The organism is Pararhizobium sp. IMCC3301, assembly GCF_030758315.1.
GTDB lineage: Bacteria > Pseudomonadota > Alphaproteobacteria > Rhizobiales.
This window is the reverse complement of sequence record NZ_CP132336.1, coordinates 468,955-490,515: the sequence shown is the minus strand read 5'-3', so window position 1 is coordinate 490,515 and position 21,561 is coordinate 468,955. Positions and strand designations below refer to the sequence as shown.

Below are 21,561 nucleotides of genomic sequence, written 5' to 3'. Positions count from 1 at the left end.
GTTCCGAGGATCCAGCTATGGTGCACATCTTGCGAATGACAACCGCTTGACGTCAATCTCGGTTGAAAAAGCGCCTTACCGGAACAGATAGATTGGACTTGTCCAAGCGCGCGTGCCGTCTTCCTGTTCCAGCCGTATATAGATCGGGTTATCGCCATCGGGCTTGAGGTCAAGTTTGCGGGTGAATGAAAATGACAAATGCGGATTGATATCCGGTAGCCGGAAAACTTTCAGGAAACGAGGCAGGTCTCCGGAGGCATCGAACACACTGTCTTCGATGCCGATATCGGCGATGGCAATGTTGGTTTCCACAAGTGGAGTGCTGATGGACAGTGTCCCGGCACCAGCATCCGCGAGCGCCAAATCAGCTCCGCCGAAGTTTCCGGTGGTCAGCGCGCGCCAACTGATTTTGTGGTCGCTGATCTGATCCAGCGTCTTGTCCCGATTGAGGAAATTAACCGGCTGAATCTGCTTGATCGTATTTCCCGCAATTGTGGCGCAGCCGTCCCAGATGACTTCGCGGAACCGGCCACGATATTCGGCGCCTTCCCAGTGCAGGCGGATGCGCGAGCCCAGATCATCTTCTGTGTAGGGACGAACGGTCTCGACCAGCTCAAGACCATTGAAAATATCGATCCGGATAATCGGCGAACTTGTTGTCACAGAGACCGCAATTTCCGCATCACCTTGCGGCAGATGGACAATGTCGCCCATCATGGCGCTGTTGGTTGATATGCCCTTGGTATCAAACAGCTTTGGATCATCATGATAGAGCTTGCCGGGCGTTTCAAAAGTGGCGCTCACATCAATGATCATGCGGCCGGCATCGCCGCCCGTCGTGCCGTAGTGGCGGCGTTTGCGCATGCAGTCCAGAAGTGCTTCGCGGGACAGTTCGGCGGTGTTAAAGCAGGTCAATCCGCCAATGGCGCCAAATTTTCCGGCACCGGGATAGCTGGCACCCGGCCGCCCCTTGTGGCCATCGGAATTTGCAACCACGCCAACCCGGTAACCCAGTTTAAAGGCATCATGGAGGAGCCATTCAAAGGTTCCCCATGAGGAATGGACCTCTACCGAGCGCTCAAACCGACCGTCATGGGCTACGGCAATATCGGCGTAGCGCCCGCCGCAATGGGCATAGCAGACAACATCAAACTCTGCGTTCCCGGCAAATGCATCAAACAGGGCTGCAGCGGTGGTGCAATCGGTATCGCTGGCATCCCCGTTTTCAATCAGCGCATGCGATGACCGGCGTATCGTCCGTCCTTCGGTGGGAAAGTATACATTTCTGTCCCCGCCCAACGAGGTGTTACCGGACCATTCATAGCCAGGCAGGGCGACGAAATTGCCAGGCGCGTCGAATTTTGCAGTGATGCGGTTCAATTCGTTCCAGAACCCGTCACTGATCTGGAAGTCGTTACCCTGGTGGCCGCAGGCATCGACAAAGGCGCAGTCTCTGGCAAAGGCAAAATAGTCGTGCGCACTGCCTGTGCCGATTGTCTCTTCCGACTGGCCGTGCATATCTCCCCAGAAGTGGACGAGCGCACGATTTTCTACAATCAGGGGGTTCGTCACTGCGGCGATTTCCCCGTCTTGCGTTCGGAGTGTGACAGAGACTGCACCGGTGTTTGTCACCGACAATCCGGGAATGACAAGCGCACAGTCACCTTTTGCAAAAGTTGCTGTCTCCGGCAGACCCTCAATCTTGCCGCCGCCATCCACTGTGAAACTGCCTTCGCATTGGTCAGATGGATTGCCCCATTTGTCTTCTCCCTTGATTTTCAGGGCGAATGTCTCGTTGGGGCGGCAACAGGTCGGCAGAACCGCGACATAGCGTTCCGGCCTGCCAGGCACGATAGCAATCGTCGGCTGGACGGGCAGGGGTTGAAAATTGAATGTCGCAACCGGATCGACCAGGACCCTGAATTCAAATGTGTCTTCGCAGAACGTCTGAAGCCGCATGCCCGGGCTACCGAAATCCAGCACGCCGAACCGAATGACGATTTGGTCGCCTTCCTGAAGGAAGCCTTTGACGACTTTAATCCACAACGTTCTGTCCCAGGGCCGCACATTGCCCTTCGGGTCCCAGCGAAGTTGGAGCAGGGCGCCATTGGACGCAGTTACCGTGCAATAATTTTCCCGTTCCGGATGGTCAAACTGCGGGTTTCCCTGATCAGAGGCAAATCGAAAGCAGATGCGCAGACTGCCGGAATCGTCAATCCCGAAGGTGCCGGCCGTGTAGGTCAGGGCGAAAGACGCGTATGATCCCGCCTCAAAGGAACCGTCAGGCGAAATCTTTGCGGTGCCAAGACGGGAGGGCTCGATCGCCTGACGGATCACCCCGCTGTTGATGGTGTCCCAGTCATTTTTAGGATGAGTTTCGGCGTAATTTTGATCGGTCATGACAAACATTCCGTTTTTGCAGCTTCAGGCGATGATTCAATATTCAAAAAATGTGCTCTAGCCAAAAATTTGAACAAGCAGGAGCGAGATTGGCGGGATATAGGTAATCAGCAGCAAATCCAGTATGAGAACCAGAATATACGGCCAGATCGCCGCAACGATGCGCTCAATCGATACTTTGGTAATCGCCGAGGCGATGAAAAGATCGACGCCGAGAGGCGGAGTGACTGTGCCGATGCTGAGATTGACGGACACAATGATGCCGAACAGCACGGGATCAATACCAAAGCTCATGGCTGCCGGGAATAGAATTGCGGTAAAGATGACAATGGCCGCAGCCGCATTCATCATACAGCCAACGACCAACAGGAATACATTGACGAACAGCAGATAAACGATCTGACTGCCGGCAACATCCGCCAGATAGGCAGAAATATTCTGCGGGATTTGATTGATGGTAATGAGCCAGGCAAAAACACCCGCAGCATTCATGATGAACATGACAACGGCAGAGGAAAGCACGGCGCGCGAAAACGCCTTGCCGAGACTGGAAAAGGTCAGCTCCCGATAGGCAGCACCGACAATCAATCCATACAGGGTTGCGACAATGGCCGCCTCTGTCGGTGTGAAAACGCCGCCATATATGCCGGACAGAATGATGACCGGCATCAGCAATGGCCAGAATGCGCGCTTGAAGCTGCGCCAGATTTCGCTTGCGCCTTGAAAGTCGGTTCGCTCGATGGCTTCGCGGCCGCTGAGATAGCGGTTCAGCAACAACAGGGAAACACAAATCAGGATGCCGGGAAACAGGCCCGCCAGGAACAGATCGGCAATCGAGACGCCGGTGACGACACCGTACAGAATAAGCAGGATTGACGGTGGTATGATCATGCCGGTCACGCCCGCCGCGGCGATTGTCGCTGCGGTATATTGAGGCCGGTAGCCTTTCTCTTCCATCGGCTGGTTCATAACGCCGCCGATGGCGGCCACGGTTGCGGCATTGGACCCTGACAGGGCGGCAAAGAAACTGGACCCCAGAATGGCCACGGCCCCAAGACCGCCGGTCAGATGCCCCACCAGCGAATATGCGAAGTCGACCAGCCGCCGCGACATGCCGCCTGTGGACATGATCTCGCCTGCTAGTATGAAGAATGGAATGGCCAGAAGGGGAAATGAGTTATTCGTGGCAAACATGCGCTGGGTTACGATTTCCAGACTGATGCCGCTCATCAACAGGCCAATAACACTCGACAGGCCCAATGCGACCGCAATTGGTACACGCAACAGCATTAAAAGTACCAGGGAACCGAAAATGGCTGTTGTGGTCATGATGGGGTTTTCCGGAACGGGTCAAAGGACATGGTTATAGATCTTCGGCAAGGAGGTCTTTGTCAGGCGCGATCCATTGCAGGTAAAACAGTTCCAGGGCGTAAATCACGAGAAACGCCATTCCCACCGGAATGGCGGCATAGACCCAGGCCATCGAGATTTCGAGGGCCGGCGAAATCTGTGGCACGGTGCGCGCGGTCAACAGATATCCACTCCACAGGATCAGGCCAAAGAAGATCCCGCTGGCTAGTGTGGAACCCAGAATGGCGTAACGCCGAACGGTCACCGGCAGGTTCGCCACCAGGATTCCAATACTGGCATGCATTTTTCGCCGGAAAGCGACCGCCGAACCCAGAAAGATCATCCAGACGAAAAGGTAACGGATGACTTCGTCAGGAAATGCCAGAGAACTTTCGATGATAAAGCGGAACACGACTGTTGCGATGCCGAGCACAAACATGATTGCAAATGCGCCAACGCAGAGTGCCGTCAGGAGGTTTTCTGATAACTGAAGAGCTTTCTTCAAGCTGGTCATGATTGTCCTCCTGACGGTGTCGGTTTGGTGGTATTATTCGGCACTGACAGCTGCATCAATCAGCTCTTCACCGATTTTGCCGCGATATTCAGTCCACACCGGTTCCATTGCTTTTTGAAAGGCCTCTGTCTGCTCCGGTGTCAGGCGTGTGACCGTCATGCCACCTTCTGCCATTTCTTCCAGATATTTGGCTTCGACGGCATTCAATTCCTTGCGTTCCCATTCCTGTGTCTCGATTACAGTTTGCTGGAACATATCCTGCACGTCAGTCGGCAGCTCTTGCCACATTTTGTCGTCAGCCAGGAACATGATCCCGGCCCATTGGTGGCGCGACAAGGTGATGAAATCCTGTACTTTGTCGAAACCGAACGCCTTGACATTGCCAACTGGATTGTCCTGGCCGTCAACCGTTCCCTGTTGCAGGCCGGTAAAGACTTCTGACAAGGCCATGGGTGTCGGATTTGCGCCAAGAGCCTTGAACGTTGCGACATTCAGCGGATTGTTAACGACCCGAAACTTGATGCCTTTCATGTCTTCCGGCATTTCCACCTTGGTCTTTGCGGTGGTGATGGTGCGAAAGCCGCTTTCATACATGCCAAGCGTCCTTATGCCGGTTTTTTCCAGCATGTCGGCATAGAGTTTCTGGCCGACCGGACCATCAGAGACCGCATAGGCATGCGCGTTATCGCGGAACAGGAATGGCAGATAGAAGATGTCGAGGGGCGGGTAGAAGGTTGCCACATTGGTTGTTGGCACCAGAGCAAAATCGACGACGCCAATCTGGATACTTTCCACCAGATCGCGTGATGAGCCGATTGTGGAATTCGGAAACACTTCGACTTCGATTTTTCCGTCACTTTTTTCGGCCACCATATCGGCAAACATCTGAGCGCCTTTGGCCAGTGGATGGCTCTCATTGTAAGGATGTCCGAATTTGAGTTTCATTTCCGGCATGGACTGAGCAATTGCCCCGGTGACGGTCAATCCGCAGATGGCGATGGAGACGACAGCCTTGCGCGCATAGCGAAGCAGACCGCGTCTGAATTCCGGTTGGTTGGGTATGAACAATTGCATTGAATACTCTCCTGTGTTGATGGTTTTGTCTCCGCTTCCAGGGAAGCGGACCCGAATGTGATGAGCTTTCAGGCCCACTCTCTTTCTTGCATTATGAGGATCGCGCCAGTTCAGCTGACCTCTTTGAAATCCGGCCGCCCATTCTGGGAGACCGGTACGATTTCAATCATCCGGTCGCTCGGAGGAACGAAAATCCGCTGCCAGGTGATCGGTGCATCACGGTAGCTCATGCCGCCGATCGTCCAGACAATTCCGTATTGTCCTGCTGGCACATCCAATTGCCGCGCTACGCGTGGGGGCAGCGGCTGGCATGCCATCATCTGACGTGTGTTGAGGGTGGGTGCATTGAATCGTTCAGCGAGCATGTCTCGAAACGACACACCGTTGAGCGTCACTTCGCTCATCTGTGCCAGTTCAGAAAACCGGTCAGCAGGCAGATATATCTCGCTGAAAACTTCGAATTCCTGGTTGACCGACACAATCCGGTGAATGTGCACATACTGGTTTATCTGGGTGCCGAAAAACGCGCTCCAGGGACCGTTCTCGGACGTCAGTTCGACACTTACAATCTTGAAGAAAACCGGAAGAAGGTGTTTGCCGCCTTCAGCCATGAAGCGGAAGTGCATGAGTTGGCCTTCCTGGGCCTGTGCACCGGATACAAAGGTTCCGCGGCCGTGGCTGCGCTCGACAACGCCCATCTGAACAAGGCTGCGCAAGGCTCTTTGGATGGTCCCCAGACTGGCCTGCATTTCGCCGGCAAGCTGATCCTCTGACGGCAATTGATCACCGGGCATCCATCGACCATCTTCGATCGCGCGCAAAATGGTCTCGGAAATCTGTTTGTGTTTTGCTTTCGCCGGTTTGCTCAGATTGGTGTTGGCCGGTTGCGTGCTGTTCATGGCGCCAGGTCGTATCCTATAGAGGACTTATAGGATTTATGGTATGTTTGGGTCTAAACGGCGTCAAGTCCTATATAGGTATTATGGGAAATTGGTGAGCAATTGGGCTGTTTGCTACAAAAAGCAGCACTTTTTTCGGCGAAATTGATCATTAAACCAGCGATTGTCTTATCTTTTTGCGCCTGATGGTTTGGCGGGGACCGGGAAACTGCACGTTAAGTCTGGATCCCCGGAACAAGTCCACTGGTGTCCGGTTTAAAATCGGTGGACATGTTGCATGGTATTGATTCTACTTGTTTCCAACGGTTTAGCGAACGTTATGGACACGAAGTAGAGGTCAACACCATGCGGCATGAGAATAGCGTATTTCACGAGATATTGAAGCATGTTCCCTGGGGCGTGTTTAATCGGCTTGTGGACAAGCACCAATCCGATCATCGTATTCGCCGGTTGAGTACGAAAGATCAGTTTATTGCCATGCTCTACGCGCAGTTTTCAGGCGCTGTCAGTCTGCGCGAGCTTGTTGGCGGGCTGGCCAGCCACCAAAACCGTCTTTATCATCTGGGAAGCCGTCCAGTTCAGCGCTCCACATTGGCTGATGCCAATGCCACCCGGCCAAGCGAGGTTTTTACTGACCTGTTTGCCACTCTTGCAGCACGAGCAGGCCGCGGGATGCGGCGCAAGATCGCAGATGCCACCTATCTGATTGATGCAACCGGTATAAGCTTGTCCGGCATGGGCTCGCAATGGGCCCACTTTTCCCACAAGGCTTGCGGTGCCAAAGCACATATCATCTATGATGCCAATGCCGAGTATCCCGTCTATGCTCAGGTGAGCGCTGCCAATGTCAATGACATTACACCCGCCAAAGCCATGCCTGTTGAACCGGGTGCCACTTATGTTTTTGACTTGGGATATTATGACTTTAACTGGTGGGCCACGCTGGATCAGGCAGGGTGCCGGATTGTCACCCGGCTCAAGAAGAATACAACGCTGAAGGAAACGGTGGTTCTGGATGTGCCCGAAGGCGGCGACATCCTGTTGGACCGTATCGGCCTTCTGCCGCAAAGAACCAAAAACGGCAAGACCCGGTTCACCGACCCGGTACGCGAGGTACAACTCAAAACCCCAACCGGCAAGGTTCTCCGCATTTTAAGCAACGACCTTGATGCCTCGGCGCAGGAAATCGCCGATCTCTACAAGCAGCGATGGGCCATTGAACTGTTCTTCAAATGGGTCAAGCAAACTCTGAAAATCCGCCATTGTGTGGGGCGCAGTGAAAACGCACTGCGCATTCAAATCGCCGTGGCCCTCATTGCCTTCCTGCTGTTGCGGTTTGCACAGAAAACCCAGACGACCATCAAAACGCCCTTGGCTTTCGCCCGCATCATTCGAGCAAATCTCATGCACCGAAAACAAATTGATCGCCTGCTGATGCCTGATCCAATACCCATAAAAAACAGCCACCAGATGGTGCTGTTATGATGCTGAAAGTTAAACCGGACAGTAGTGGAACAAGTCCGGGGATGACGATGGAGGGGTTTTGGGAGAAGCCGGAATTGTGAGTGCATTCCACTTCTGTCATTCTCGGAGCACAACTATTGTCTTCAGGCCGACCCCGTTTTATACGGACCAGCCCCGCCATCCACGCACCCACCCCGTCATCCTCGGACTTGTTCCGGGGATCCAGCTCTGATGCACATTTTATGGAAGATCAGCCATTTTTGGCCGGCTTCGCTCCGGGTATCCAGATCCGCTGTTCAGGCATCAGTCACTTCAACTGTCAGCTGCGCCAGGATGGGAAAATAGGCCTGGCCGGGCTTTTGATCTGTCGTCAGTGTACTGCCCGGCACGGGTTTCGGCAGGCGGAGCTGGACCTGAGTGTCGGTGAATTTTGAGGCATCGATGGCCCAGACGTGATGGTCGGCGATGTCCATCAGCGCCGAGCACATGTCAGCTTCGCATTGTTCCTGCACCAGAAAGCCGCGTTGGGGATGCACAGAAGAGGCGGACAGCAGCGCCCATTTGGTATGATGCGCCGCAATTGTGCGATATGCGGCCTGATCGAAAGCGGCGCCATCATGACTGCGCAGCTCCGAGCCGGCCATATAGACACGGTTTCCCGGAACCATGGCCAGGGTACTGGCAATAAAGGTTGAATTGGTAACGATGGTCAGATCCTGGTGCTGGCGCAGCGCCTGCGCCACGAAGGCCGATGTTGAGCCGGTGTCGATGGCGATTGCATCGCCCGGCTGGATCATCTGCGCGACCCTGTTGGCAATGGCAATCTTGGCCTGTTTGTTGCGGTTCATACGCGCCAGAAAGGGCGGGTCGATGAGGCTCTGCATGCTGACAATTGCGCCATGCACCTTTTCCACTTCGCCGCGATCCACCATCGGCCTGACGATGCGGCGAATGGTCTGGTCGGAAACCTGCAGCAATTCGGCCAGTTCGCCAACGCTGACCGAACCGCGCAGTGCGACCGCATTTCGAATATCCTGTTCGTATTTTGACATGGTCATTCCGGATCACTCCCTCAACCTATGTTATATCAACATAAATCAACAAAAAAGTTGAAAAATGTTGATTTGGATGCATAATTTGGCGAATCCCGGCCAAAGGTGCCCTGACATGACTGAAACATCTCCCCGGCATTCTGCCAAACATCTCATCATCGGCGGCGGCATCATTGGCTGTTCAATCGCCTATCATCTGGCCAGATCCGGTGAGAAGGATGTTGTGCTGCTGGAAAAAGCCGCGCTGACCGAAGGCGCGACATGGCATGCGGCCGGGTTGGTGGGGCAATTGCGTTCCAGCCGCAACACGACACGCATGCTGCAGCGCTCGGTGGCGCTGTATGACCGGCTGGAAGCGGAAACCGGCCTTGCCTGTGACTGGAAGAAAGTCGGAAGCCTGCGCCTTGCGGCGTCTCAGGAGCGGCTGCTGGAAGCCCGGCGGCTGGCCACCATGGCCCGGAGTTTCGGTCTGGAGATGCAGATTATCTCGCCGCAGGAGGCAAAAATCCTGTTTCCCTATATCAACACCGACGGGCTGACCGGGGCTGCCTATATTCCTTCCGATGGTCATGTCGATCCGGCGAGCCTGTGCCAGTCGATTGCTGCTGGTGCGCGGATGCATGGCGCGCAGCTTCGCCAGGGAATCACGGTGCATGATTTTGAAGTCAGCAATGGCCGAATTACAAAGGTGATGACCTCTGGCGGCGATTATGAGGCCGAAACTGTCACCCTTGCCAGTGGCATGTGGAGCCGGGAGTTGGGGCACAAACTTGGCCTGTTGATCCCGGCCTGCGCGGTGGAACACCAATATATCGTGACAGAGCCGATACCGGGCTTTCCCGAGGGGCTGCCGACATTGCGCGATCCGGACCGGCTGGTTTACTACAAGCCGGATGCCGGCGGCCGGCTGGTGATTGGCGGTTATGAGGACGACACGGTGCCGTTTGGCGAACACGGCATTCCGGGTGATTTTGTCCGCCAGTTGCTGCCGGAAAATCTCGACCGCTTTGAACCGCTGGCAGCCCATGCGGCGCAGGTCACGCCGATTGTCAATGAGGTCGGTATCCGCCAGATCATCAACGGCCCGATACCCTATTCGGCAGATGGCGACTTTGTCATGGGTCCGGTGCCGGATTTCAAGAACCTGATGCTGGCGACCGGGTTCCTCTACGGCATTGCTGCTGGTGGCGGCGCTGGCGAAATGATTGCCGAATGGCTGGTCGAAGGCCGGCCGGGACTGGATTTATGGCCTCTGGATGTGCGCCGCTTCGGGCCGCATCAGGGCACGCGCCATTACATGTATCCCCGCGCTGTGGAGCATTATGCACATCATTACAAAATGCGCTATCCGGGCCAGGAAAGCAGCGTTGCCCGCGATCTTCGCAAAAGCCCGCTCTATGACCGGTTAAAGGCTAAAGGAGCGGTTTACGGCGCGAAGAACGGCTGGGAACGACCGCTCTGGTTTGCACCGCAAGGTGTGGAGCCGGTCGATCAGCTGGATTTCCTGAAACCGGGCTGGAAACGGTTTGTCGCCGAGGAGCACAAGGCCGTGCGTAGCGCCGTAGCGCTGGTTGACCAGAGCAGTTTTTCAAAATTTGAACTGGTCGGGCAGGGCGCGCTTGCGGCGCTGCAGCGCCTTGCCGTGTCGAATATGGACAAGCCGATCGGGTCGGTGATCTATACCCAGCTTTGCAATGAGCGCGGCGGTATTGAGGCAGATGTCACGATTACGCGTCTTGCACTGGATCATTTTTACATCATCACCGGAGCCGGGTTCGGGGTTCATGATGGCGACTGGATCAGGCGCAATCTGCCGCCCGACGGCTCGGTGGTGCTGGTGGAAGTCACATCCGGCTGGGCGGTGATCAATCTGTGCGGCCCAAAGGCCAGAGACGTTCTGCAAGCTGCCAGCGACGATGATGTATCGAATGAGGCGTTTCCGTTTGCAACCATGCAGCGCCTGACCATCGGCGCTGCGCTGCTGCGCGCTGTCCGCATCGGATATGTCGGGGAACTGGGCTGGGAACTGCATGTGCCGACGGAATTTGCCCAGCATGTCTATGATCTGTTGTGGGATGCCGGCCAGCCGTTTGGCATTCGGGATATTGGCTACCGGGCGATTGACACGCTGAGGCTGGAAAAAGCCTATCTCTACTGGAGCGCCGATATCACGCCGGATTACACGCCGGTTGAGGCGGGTCTGGCCGGGCGGGTGCATTTGAAGTCGAAGGGAGATTTTCTCGGCCGTAGCGTTCTGCAACGCCAGAAGCAGGAGGGCACGGATCGCAAATTATGCTGCTTTGTGTGCGATGCGGACCTGCCGCTGTTTGGCGGGGAAACCATTCTGGCCGATGGTGAGGTTGTGTCTCTGGCGACCAGTGCCGGTTATGGCACAAGCGTGGAGAAAACCATCATTCTGGGGTATTTGTCAGGAGCTCTGGCGGAGCGGGAGGATTTCGAGCTTGAGGCTATGGGAGAGTTGCATAAGATCAGGCGCGTTGCCGCGCCGCTTTACGACCCGGACAATGAACGTCTGAAAGCATGAAGCCTGAAAGCATGAAGGGAAAGCCATGAGCGAATATACCGAAATTGTTCAACAGGCGCTTCGCAATGTGCCGCGGTTTTCCCAGGTATCACTGAACGCCGATCAGATTGTCCGGCTTGGCGGTCTCACCAATCTGGTGCACCGGGTGGAGCTTGACGATGAAACACTCATTGTCCGCATTCCGGGAAAAGGCACCGAGGATTATATCGACCGGGCGGTGGAGTTGCACAATGCACGGGCCGCCGCATCTGCGGGCGTCTCGGCAGAGGTAATCTGGGCCGATGCGGCGGCCGGTCTGATGATCAGCCGGTGCATCGACAATATCGTCACCATGACGCCGGATTTGTTCCGCAGCCGGGCAGGTGCGCCGCAGCGCGCAGCGCTGGCATTCAGGATGCTGCATCAATCCGGCCAAATTTTCCGGTTCCGCTTCGAGCTGTTCTCGATGATTGATGACTATCTGAAGATACTGGCCGGAAAGGATGCTCAACTGCCGGATGGCTATTTTGAAATTGTTGAAGCGGCACACCCGGTGAAAGACGTTCTCTCGACCAATCCAGCGGAACTTGCACCGTGTCATTGCGATCCGCTTTGCGAAAATTTCCTCGATGATGGCACACGCATGTGGATCGTCGACTGGGAGTATTCCGGCATGAATGACCCGATGTGGGATCTGGGAGATCTGTCGGTCGAGGCCGAATTCAGCAAGGAGCAGGACCAGGCGATGATGCAGGCCTATTTCGATGGCCAGCCGACGGACGCGGACTTTGGCCGCATGATCGTCTACAAGGCGATGTGTGATCTGTTATGGACGCTGTGGGGCCTGATTCAGCATGCCGACAACAACCCGGCGGATGATTTCTGGACCTATTCTGTCAACCGGTTTGAACGCTGCAAGGCGTTGATGCAAAGCCCGGAGTTCGCCCAACAACTTGATGCGATCAGAACCGGTTAGCCGGCTTGCACCAGCTCCAGTAAAGTTTTGTGCAGTTCCGGTGTAGCGGCGCTGATGACCCGGCCATCGGAGCGCAGCGTCAGATTTTCGCCCTGCCAGTCGGTCATGATGCCGCCGGCACCCTTCACGACACAGACCAGCGGCAGATAATCATAGGGCTGAAGGTCAAAATCGATCACCGCGTCTATGTGGCCGGCTGCAAGCAGCATGTGGGGATAGCAATCATAGGCGAACCGCCGCAATTGGCCGGTTTTGCAGAGACGCTGAAACAGTGCCGGGTGCGCTGCGTGGATTTTCTCGCCTTCATTGATGTAAATGGCGGCGTCCGACAGATCGCGGGTTTGAGAGACTGCCAGCGGTTCGGTGCCATTGCGAAACGCGGTTCCGCTGGTGCCGGTATAGACTTCTTCCAGTTCCGGCATTCGCACGATGCCGAACACCGGTTCGCTATTGCGCAGCAAGGCCAGCAACATGCCGTAAAGCGGATTACCGCTGATGAAGGAGCGGGTGCCGTCAATCGGGTCGATGATCCATTCATAGGCGCTGTCGCCGCTCTGGCGGCCGAATTCCTCGCCAAAGATGCCATGATCAGGAAACTGCGCCAGCAATTCGCGTCTGAGAAATTCCTCGGTTTCCCGGTCGACAATGGTGACCGGGCTTTCATCGCTTTTTTGATCAATTGAGAGACTTGAACGGAAATAGCGTTTTGGAATGGCGCAGGCAGCAGCGCTGATGCGCAACGCCTCTGTCATCATATCATTCATAAGTCAGCCCGCCTTGTTATTCGTGTGGCGCTGGCCACGCTGGTCTTCTGTCAGAACCAGATCCACTTCATTGTCAGCCAGCATCCGGCAGATATCCGGCGGCGGCATCCGGTCGCTGACAAGCATATCGAAATCGGAGGGATGTGACAGAATGATGGGGCCGGATTTGTTGAATTTGGCGCTGTCTGCGGCAACGATGCGAATCCGGGCTCGGGACGAGATTTCTCTGGAAAATTCCGCCTCCGCAATATCATGCAGCATGAAACCGGCAGAGGCATTTATCGCGGCGACCGACAAAATGGCATATTGGACGTTGAACTGCTTGACATACTCAAGTGCTTCCTTGCCAAACGCGCCGCCATCATGAGCGCGCAATTCGCCGCCGGCCAGAAACACGCGGTTGTTGTTGCGGGAGGCGAGGGATTGCGCCACCAGCATTGAGTTGGTGACGACAAACAGATCGCGATGGCTCTGCAGCGCGGCAGCGATGTGGGCGGTGGTGGAGCCGATATCGAGAAACAATGTGTCGCCGGAGCAGATGATTTTCGCGACATGATCTGCAATCGCCTGTTTCTGAAACGCGTTTTCAGAAAACCTTGTGTTGAAGGGCTGTTCAACGTGGCCTCCGATGATGTGCACGCCGCCATGAACCTTGCGCACGGCACCGGCACTGGCCAGTGTCTTGACGTTGCGGCGAATGGTTTCTTCTGAAACGTTGAGAGTTTCGGCCAGCCATTGAATGCGGCATGAGCCGCCATGCTGCCTGAGAGTTTCGAGGATTTCCCGTTCCCTGTGATTGGTATGCTGAAACATCGGTTCCACTGCTCGGATTCTCGTCATTTTTCTCTCCGACAGGCCTGCCTGCGGCACAACCTGAAGCCAGTTTTATGGATCGATAAGCCTTATTCCCACATAAAAAACAACAAAAAACAGCAAAAACCAACAATTTGTGTGACATCAATATTGACGGGGCGGGGGAATTAGCCAAAGCTTTGAAGTGTGAATGAACCAGCAGTTCTTGTTTTGAACTTATCGGCTTGGAGACGTGAATGAAAAACTCATTGATATGCGGCCTTGTAGGGGCGCTCTCCCTTGCAGCGATGCCCGCCCTCGCGCAAGTGGAATCGACGGACCCGATCAAACTGACCCTGCATGATTGGACCGGTCAGCTTCTGACAACCAATATTATGGGCGAGGTGCTGAAAAAAGCAGGGTACAACATCGATTATGTCCAGGCGGATTACATCGCCCAGTTTGCCGGGTTGAAAACCGGTGATCTGCATGTCGCCATGGAAATCTGGGAAACCACCGGACGGGAGGCAATGGACGAGGCTACCGGAACCGGCAATGTTGAAAATATGGGTGAGACCGGAATGCAGGCCATCGAGGAATGGTGGTATCCGATTTACATGAAAGAGAAATGTCCGGGCTTGCCTGACTGGGAGGCGTTGAACGCCTGCGCTGAAGTGTTTGCGACCTCGGAAACCGCACCAAAGGGCCGTTATCTGGGCGGGCCAGTCACCTGGGGCGGGTTTGACGATGAACGTGTCGAAGCGCTTGAGATGGACTTTGAAGTTGTCCATGCGGGCACCGATGCAGCGCTGTTTGCCGAACTGGAATCGGCCTATCAGCGCGAAGCACCGATTGTATTGTGGGTCTATGCACCGCATTGGGCGCCGACCAAATACAACGGCGAATTCGTTGAGTTCCCGGCCTATAGTGCGGAATGTTACAGCGATCCGTCCTGGGGCGGCAATCCGGACATGGCCTATGATTGCGGCAAGCCACGCGGTCCGATCTGGAAAGTGGCCTGGAGTGGTGTCAAGGACAAGTGGCCCGGCGCTTACGACATCATCAAATCCTTCACGGTCGACAATACTGAAATGGGTGACATGGTCGCCAACGTCGATCTGGAAGGGGAAAAGCTTGAAGATGTCGTGGCAGCCTGGATGACAACCAATGAGGCCCGCTGGCAAGAGTGGATCAAGTAGGGCTCACGCCACTTGATGCCAAGCCGACCCTTTTGTGCCGCGCGTCGTTCGCCCGGCACAGAAAACTCTGTCGAAATTACTCTGGCAACCCTCCAAAGTCGACATCGCCGAGCTGCCGGGAGAATATATGGAAAAGTCGGTCAAACTGGCCTGCCGGCATGTCTGGAAGCTGTTTGGACACGGTGCCGGCGATTTTCTGGCCAGAACCAGCGGTAAACCGTCTCTGGACGATCTGCAAAAGGCACATCTGATCGGTGCTGTCCGGGACGCCAATATCGAGGTTCGGGAAGGCGAGATATTCGTCATTATGGGCCTGTCAGGCTCCGGCAAATCGACGCTCGTGCGATGCATTTCGCGCCTGATTGAACCGACTGCAGGCGAGTTGCTGTTTGAGGGCGTCGACCTGCGCAAAATGTCCGAACGGGAACTGATTGAGATACGCCGCCACAAGCTTGGCATGGTGTTCCAGCATTTTGCTCTGCTGCCGCATCTGACGGTTCTCGACAATGTGGCCTTTCCGCTGGATGTTCAGGGCATGGACCAGACCGGTCGCGAGGCCAAGGCGCGGCAGGTGATTGAACTGGTGGGTCTGGCGGGGCGGGAGTTGAATTATCCGCGCGAATTATCCGGCGGTCAGCAGCAACGTGTCGGGATCGCCCGCTCGCTCGCCGTCGAGCCGGAATTGTGGTTCCTCGATGAACCATTTTCGGCGCTTGATCCACTGATCCGGCGCGAGATGCAGGACGAGTTTCTGCGCCTGCAATCGATGCTTCACAAGACCATCGTCTTCATTACTCATGATTTCGATGAAGCCATCCGGCTGGCGGACCGGATAGCCATCATGAAGGATGGCGAGATTATCCAGATTGCCACTCCTGAAGAACTGGTGCTGCATCCGGCGACCGATTATGTCAGCGAATTTACCCGGCACATTCCAAGAGCCAAGGTGCTGACCGTCGGCTCCGTGATGTCGAAGGATATCGTCGACGGGCCGGACAGCGTGCTGGTCAGCGCGCGTATCGAAGAGATTGCCGATCAGGTGGAAGCCAGCGGCGCGCCGGTTCTGGTGGTTGATGGCGAAGGCCGCAAGGTCGGCTCGATCCGGCCCTCGACCATCATCGATGTTCTGGTGGGGCGCGAGGTTCCTTCATGACCAAACGCCTGCGCTGGAACATTTCCCGGTCATCCACTGTCTGGCTCGGCCTGCTGGCGGTGACGTGGTTATTATCGAGCTACAGCCGCGATCTGTCCAAGACGCTTGAGGAAAAGTGGATCACACGCTTCCCGGCAGGCTGGCGCCTGTCGCTGAAGGACGATATTTCGGCCGCAATGAAATGGCTGGTCGAAGATGCGGATTTCGGTCTTTTTACCTTCCGAGACGTCACGCGGGGTCTCGCCTGGTTAATTGAACAGCCATACAATCTGGCCTTATCAATATTGTCATCGGGGTTCGTTGAGGGACAGGGCTCGAACGCGGTTCAGATTTTGCCGCCGTTGAGCTGGCTTGCGGTTCTGGCCATCGTTATTGCCGCCGGGCATTTTGCCAAAGACTGGAAATTGTCACTGCTGATGGGTGTGGCGTTTTTCTATCTTGCCGTGTTCGGCCAATGGGACAGCGCCATGGTGACGCTGGCATCGATTATCATTGCTGTGCCGTTCGGTGTCAGCGGGGGGCTGCTTCTTGGCATTGCCGCCTATCGCTGGAACTTCGTCGATCAGGTGCTGACACCGGTGCTGGATCTGATGCAGACCATTCCGGTGTTCGCCTATCTGGTGCCGATCCTGTTCCTGTTCGGCTTCGGACCGGTCTCGGCCCTTGTTGCGACCATCATTTACGCCATGCCGCCTATGGTGCGGGTGACAACCCTGGCGCTGCGTGCAGTGCCCGATGAAGTGCGCGATTTCGGTGTGATGGCTGGCTGCACGCAGCGTCAATTGATGTGGAAAGTGCTGGTTCCCACCGCCAAGCCGGATCTGATGGTTGGCGTCAATCAGGTCATCATGCTGTCGTTGAATATGGTCATCATCGCTTCGATGATCGGAGCCGGTGGGCTTGGGTTCGATGTACTGGCGTCGTTGCGCCGCCTTGATATCGGAGCCGGGCTGGAGGCCGGTATTGCCATTGTCGTGCTGGCCGTGGCGCTGGACCGCCTCAGCCAGGCATTTGCCAGGCCGCGCGAATCCGGTGAAGAGCGCCAGCGCGCGGACAACATCCTCCATCGCTATCCAAGAAGCTTGTTTGTAATCGCCATCGCGGTTCTGACCCTGCTTGCGGGCTATGTGTTTGCGCCACTGCAGAATTATCCGGAAAGCCTGCAGATCACCACCGGGACATTCTGGGCGGAACTGGTGAAGACCATCAATGTCAATTATTTCGATGATCTGGAAGCGGTAAAATCCTTCATGCTTTCAAATCTCATGTTGCCGGTGAAGCGTTTTCTGACTGGCATTCCCTGGGCCTGGGGCTGGGTTCTGATTACTGCTGCGGGCTGGTATCTGGGTGGCTTGCGTCTGGCACTGCTATGCGCCGCCTTGAGCTTTTTCATCATTGCCAACGGGCTCTGGGACAAAGCCATGGTGACGGTCTATCTGTGCGGTGTTTCGGTGGTGATCGCCACTGTGATCGGTATTCCCATCGGTCTGTTTTCCGCTCTGAATGAGCGGGCGGACCGGATTGTCGGTGTTGTCATTGACACGTTGCAGACACTGCCGAGTTTTGTCTATCTCATTCCAGTGGTGATGCTGTTCCGGGTCGGTGATTTTTCGGCGATGATCGCGGTGGTACTGTATGCGCTCGCGCCTGCTGTGCGTTATGCGGCGCACGGCATCAAGACGGTTGATCCGCAACTCATCGAGGCGGGAATCGTATCCGGCTGCACGCGGCGGCAATTGCTGTGGCGCATCCGCGTTCCGCTGGCGTTGCCGGAAATCATGCTTGGCATCAATCAGACCATCATGCTGGCGCTGTCGATGCTGGTTATCACCGCGCTGGTCGGGACACGGGATCTGGGCCAGGAGGTTTATATCGCCCTGACCAAGGCCGATATCGGACGCGGCGTTGTCGCCGGTCTGGCCATTGCTTTCATCGCCATCATTGCCGACCGGCTGATTGCAGCCAGTGCGCAGTCGATGCGCCAGCGCTTCGGCATGGCTTAAGGCGGGGCGGGCGATCATGACAGAGCATTTGAAACAGCTTCAGGCATTGCGCTTCTGGTCCGGCCCGATTGAAGCCACGGCGCTTGGCGGCGGCATTACCAATGTGAATTATCTGGTGCGCGATGGCGGGCGCAAATATGTTGCCCGGCTGGGAAACGATATTCCAGTGCATCAGGTGATGCGGTTCAACGAACTGGCAGCCAGCCAGGCGGCGCATGCAGCCGGCATCTCTCCTGCCGTGCGTTATCATGAACCCGGTGTGCTGATCCTCGATTATATCGACAGCAAAACGCTGGCCGCCGAGGATGTGAGCGATCCGGCCATGCTGGAACGCATCCTGCCGCTGATCCGCTGCTGCCACCGCACAATCCCGCTGCATCTGCGCGGGCCGGTGCTGACATTCTGGGTGTTTCATGTGGTCCGGAACTATGCCGCGACCCTGTTAGAGGGCGGCTCGCGCCATTCCGGAAGAGTGTCATTACTGTTGTCATTGGCTGAAAAACTGGAACAGGCCTCGACGCCAATTGATCTGATATTCGGCCATAATGATTTGCTGGCGGCCAATTTTCTCGATGATGGCGAGCGGATGTGGCTGATCGATTGGGATTATGCCGGCTTCAATTCACCCTTGTTCGATCTGGGTGGCCTTGCCTCCAACAACGAGCTTAGCGAAGGCAGCGAGATCTGGCTGTTGGAGCACTATTTTGAACAGATAATTTCAGACGATCTGCTGCATCGCTACAGCGCCATGAAATGCGCCTCGCTGCTGCGCGAAACCATGTGGAGCATGGTCTCCGAACTGCACTCCGATCTGGATTTCGACTACGCCGCCTATACAGAGGAAAATCTGGCAGGGTTCCAGGCTTCCTACGATTTATTCTTACAGTCTTGAGGATGAGGCAGAATGAGTGATTTTCCGAATACAGCCAAAGCCGTCATTATTGGCGGTGGTATTGTCGGCTGTTCGACGGCCTATCATCTGGCCAAGCTGGGATGGCGCGATACGGTTCTGCTGGAGCGCAAAAAGTTGACATCGGGCACAACTTTTCACGCCGCAGGGCTGGTCGGACAACTTCGCACCAGCGCCAATATCACCCAGCTGCTGGGATATTCCGTTGAACTGTATGACCGGCTGGAACAGGAAACCGGACAGGCAACCGGCTGGAAAATGAATGGCGGGCTGCGCCTGGCCTGTAACGAGGAACGCTGGACAGAGGTCAAGCGTCAGGCGACGACAGCGCATTCCTTCGGCCTCGATATGCAATTGCTGACCCCGAAAGAAGCACAGGATTTGTGGCCGCTGATGACCATTGACGATGTGGTGGGTGCGGCATTTCTGCCCACCGACGGCCAGGCCAATCCTTCCGATATCACGCAGTCGCTGGCCAAGGGCGCCCGTATGGCAGGCGCGCGGATACTTGAAGACACCGGAGTGAAATCCATTGAAGTGGAGAATGGCAGGATCAAGGCTGTCATCACAGACAAGGGCCGCATTGAGTGCGAAGTTGTAATTTGCTGTGCCGGGCAGTGGAGCCGGACGCTGGCAGCCAGCGTCGGTGTCAACGTGCCGCTGGTGTCGGTGGAACATCAATATATGATCACCGAACCGATTGATGGTGTGACCTCGAGCCTGCCGACCTTGCGCGATCCCGACCGGCTGACCTATTACAAGGAAGAGGTTGGCGGGCTGGTAATGGGCGGCTATGAGCCGAACCCGATACCCTGGGCAAGCGACGGCATTCCCTCCGGCTTTCACTACACATTGCTGGGGTCCAATTTTGACCATTTCGAGCAATTGATGGAACTCTCGCTGGAGCGCGTTCCGGCGTTTGAACATGCCGGCATCAAGGATCTGGTCAACGGTCCGGAAAGTTTCACGCCTGACGGAAATTTCATCCTTGGCGAGGCACTGGAGCTGGCGAATTTTTATGTCGGGGCCGGCTTCAACGCCTATGGCATTGCGGCGGGCGGTGGTGCCGGCATGGCGCTGGCCGAATGGGTCCACAAGGGCGAACCGCCCTATGATTTGTGGCCGGTCGATATCCGGCGCTTCGGGCGGCCGCATTTCGATACGGACTGGGTCCGCACAAGGACGCTGGAAGCCTATGGCAAGCACTACACCATGGCCTGGCCGAATGAGGAACATTCCAGCGGGCGGCCATGCCGCAAATCGCCGCTCTACGAGGTTCTGAAATCCGCCGGCGCAAGTTTCGGCGAAAAGCTCGGTTGGGAGCGTCCGAACTGGTTTGCCGATCTTTCAGCCGGTGAAAAACCCGAAGACATCTACAGTTTCGGCCGGCAGAACTGGTTTGATGCGGTCGGGCGAGAACACAAGGCCGTGCGTGAACAGGCGGCCTTGTTTGATCAGACCTCATTTGCAAAATTCATTCTGAAGGGACCGGATGCCGAAGCGGCTTTGAGCTGGATTGCCGCCAATGATGTGGCAAAACCGGTCGGGTCGTTGATTTATACGCAGATGCTCAACGAAAAGGGCGGAATTGAATGCGATCTGACGGTGGCACGGATTGCCGAGGATGAATATTACATCGTCACCGGCACCGGTTTCGCGACCCATGATTTCGACTGGATCTCACGCAATATTCCCCAAGGCCTCAATGCGCAATTGGTGGATGTGACATCGGCCTATTCGGTGCTTTCGCTGATGGGGCCGAATTCCCGGCAGATCCTGCAGGAAGCGACGCGCGACGATGTGTCGAATGACACCTTCAGTTTCGGCACGGTCAGAACCATCGGTATTGGCGGCTGTCCGGTGCGCGCGCTTCGGGTGACCTATGTGGGTGAATTGGGCTGGGAGCTGCATCTGCCCACCGAATATGCCACCAGGGTTTATGATCTGTTGTCCGGTATTGGTGAAAAACACGGCCTTGCGCTCGCCGGATACAGGGCAATTGAAAGTCTGCGGCTGGAAAAGGGCTACCGCGCCTGGGGCTCGGATATCGGACCGGATCACACGCCGATGGAGGCCGGCCTTGGCTGGGCGGTCAAACTGAGAAAAAACATCGATTTCAAGGGACGCCAGGCGGTCCAGCAGCAGAAAAGCGAAGGCGTGCGGAAAATGCTGGCTTGTTTCACCGTCGATGACCCTGAGACCATTCTGGTCGGCCGGGAGACGATTTATCGCAACGGCGAACGCGTTGGCTGGCTCACCAGCGGCGGCTTTGGCTACACAATCGGCAAGTCAATCGGGTATGGCTATGTGCGCCATGCAGATGGCGTCAATCAGGCGTTTCTGGAGGCTGGCGAATATGAGCTGGAAGTGGCCACCGTGCGCATTCCGGCACAGCTCCACACCACAGCGCTGTATGATCCGAAGATGGAGCGGATCAAAGTATAAAAGGCGGCTGCCTGGGTTGGCAGGTGCAGTCGGTCGAGCCCG

The 21,561-nt window shown here is 55.9% G+C and carries 16 protein-coding genes; 8 read left to right on the top strand and 8 right to left on the bottom strand.

Translation table 11 applies throughout. The annotated features are described in order from the left end of the window. Positions 1–75: 75 nt before the first annotated feature. The 5 genes from RAL88_RS02200 to RAL88_RS02180 form a co-directional block, all read right to left on the bottom strand. Positions 76–2,400: a DUF3604 domain-containing protein gene (locus RAL88_RS02200; protein WP_306266974.1), complete on the bottom strand. Its 2,325-nt coding sequence runs from the start codon at positions 2,398–2,400 to the stop codon at positions 76–78. A gap of 57 nt (positions 2,401–2,457) precedes the next feature. Further along, positions 2,458–3,729 (bottom strand): TRAP transporter large permease, encoded by a 1,272-nt coding sequence (locus tag RAL88_RS02195; RefSeq protein ID WP_306266972.1) that lies wholly within the window; start codon positions 3,727–3,729, stop codon positions 2,458–2,460. Positions 3,730–3,763: 34 nt separating this feature from the next. Further along, positions 3,764–4,264, bottom strand: coding sequence for a TRAP transporter small permease (locus RAL88_RS02190; RefSeq protein WP_306266970.1), 501 nt, complete (start codon positions 4,262–4,264; stop codon positions 3,764–3,766). 33 nt (positions 4,265–4,297) lie between these two features. Next, positions 4,298–5,338: a TRAP transporter substrate-binding protein gene (locus tag RAL88_RS02185; protein WP_306266968.1), complete on the bottom strand. Its 1,041-nt coding sequence runs from the start codon at positions 5,336–5,338 to the stop codon at positions 4,298–4,300. 110 nt (positions 5,339–5,448) lie between these two features. Beyond that, complete coding sequence (locus RAL88_RS02180; protein ID WP_306266966.1) at positions 5,449–6,237, bottom strand: GntR family transcriptional regulator; 789 nt, start codon at positions 6,235–6,237, stop codon at positions 5,449–5,451. Positions 6,238–6,582: 345 nt separating this feature from the next. On the opposite strand from RAL88_RS02180, the gene RAL88_RS02175 reads away from it, so the two are divergent. After that, on the top strand, positions 6,583–7,722 hold the full coding sequence (locus RAL88_RS02175) for an IS4 family transposase (protein ID WP_306264318.1): 1,140 nt from the start codon (positions 6,583–6,585) through the stop codon (positions 7,720–7,722). Positions 7,723–7,997: 275 nt separating this feature from the next. On the opposite strand, the gene RAL88_RS02170 is transcribed toward RAL88_RS02175, so the two are convergent. Next, on the bottom strand, positions 7,998–8,759 hold the full coding sequence (locus RAL88_RS02170; protein WP_306266965.1) for a DeoR/GlpR family DNA-binding transcription regulator: 762 nt from the start codon (positions 8,757–8,759) through the stop codon (positions 7,998–8,000). A gap of 109 nt (positions 8,760–8,868) precedes the next feature. On the opposite strand from RAL88_RS02170, the gene RAL88_RS02165 reads away from it, so the two are divergent. Then, a complete protein-coding gene (locus tag RAL88_RS02165; RefSeq protein WP_306266964.1) occupies positions 8,869–11,298 on the top strand; it encodes an FAD-dependent oxidoreductase in 2,430 nt (809 codons plus the stop codon). A 25-nt stretch (positions 11,299–11,323) separates the two neighbouring features. Beyond that, positions 11,324–12,253: a choline kinase family protein gene (locus RAL88_RS02160; RefSeq protein ID WP_306266963.1), complete on the top strand. Its 930-nt coding sequence runs from the start codon at positions 11,324–11,326 to the stop codon at positions 12,251–12,253. Here the strand turns inward: RAL88_RS02160 and RAL88_RS02155 are convergent. Beyond that, positions 12,250–13,017, bottom strand: a complete 768-nt coding sequence (locus tag RAL88_RS02155; protein ID WP_306266961.1) for an inositol monophosphatase family protein — start codon at positions 13,015–13,017, stop codon at positions 12,250–12,252. The genes RAL88_RS02160 and RAL88_RS02155 overlap by 4 nt on opposite strands. A 3-nt stretch (positions 13,018–13,020) precedes the next feature. After that, entirely contained in the window at positions 13,021–13,857 is an 837-nt protein-coding gene (locus RAL88_RS02150) for a DeoR/GlpR family DNA-binding transcription regulator (protein ID WP_306266959.1), read from the bottom strand. A gap of 209 nt (positions 13,858–14,066) precedes the next feature. Here RAL88_RS02150 and RAL88_RS02145 point away from each other — a divergent pair, with 209 nt between their 5' ends. The 5 genes from RAL88_RS02145 to RAL88_RS02125 all read left to right on the top strand — a co-directional run bounded on the left by RAL88_RS02145 (position 14,067) and on the right by RAL88_RS02125 (position 21,519). After that, positions 14,067–15,008: an ABC transporter substrate-binding protein gene (locus RAL88_RS02145; RefSeq protein ID WP_306266958.1), complete on the top strand. Its 942-nt coding sequence runs from the start codon at positions 14,067–14,069 to the stop codon at positions 15,006–15,008. A 127-nt stretch (positions 15,009–15,135) separates the two neighbouring features. Next, positions 15,136–16,161 (top strand): glycine betaine/L-proline ABC transporter ATP-binding protein, encoded by a 1,026-nt coding sequence (locus tag RAL88_RS02140; RefSeq protein ID WP_306269562.1) that lies wholly within the window; start codon positions 15,136–15,138, stop codon positions 16,159–16,161. Then, complete coding sequence (locus RAL88_RS02135) at positions 16,158–18,164, top strand: proline/glycine betaine ABC transporter permease (protein WP_306266957.1); 2,007 nt, start codon at positions 16,158–16,160, stop codon at positions 18,162–18,164. The genes RAL88_RS02140 and RAL88_RS02135 overlap by 4 nt, the downstream gene beginning before the upstream one ends. Positions 18,165–18,180: 16 nt before the next feature. Next, a complete protein-coding gene (locus RAL88_RS02130) occupies positions 18,181–19,056 on the top strand; it encodes a choline/ethanolamine kinase family protein (protein WP_306266955.1) in 876 nt (291 codons plus the stop codon). Between the two features lie 12 nt (positions 19,057–19,068). Continuing rightward, the gene (locus RAL88_RS02125; RefSeq protein WP_306266954.1) at positions 19,069–21,519 is read left to right on the top strand and encodes an FAD-dependent oxidoreductase; all 2,451 of its coding nucleotides are present in this window, start codon (positions 19,069–19,071) and stop codon (positions 21,517–21,519) included. The last annotated feature ends 42 nt before the right edge of the window (positions 21,520–21,561 follow it).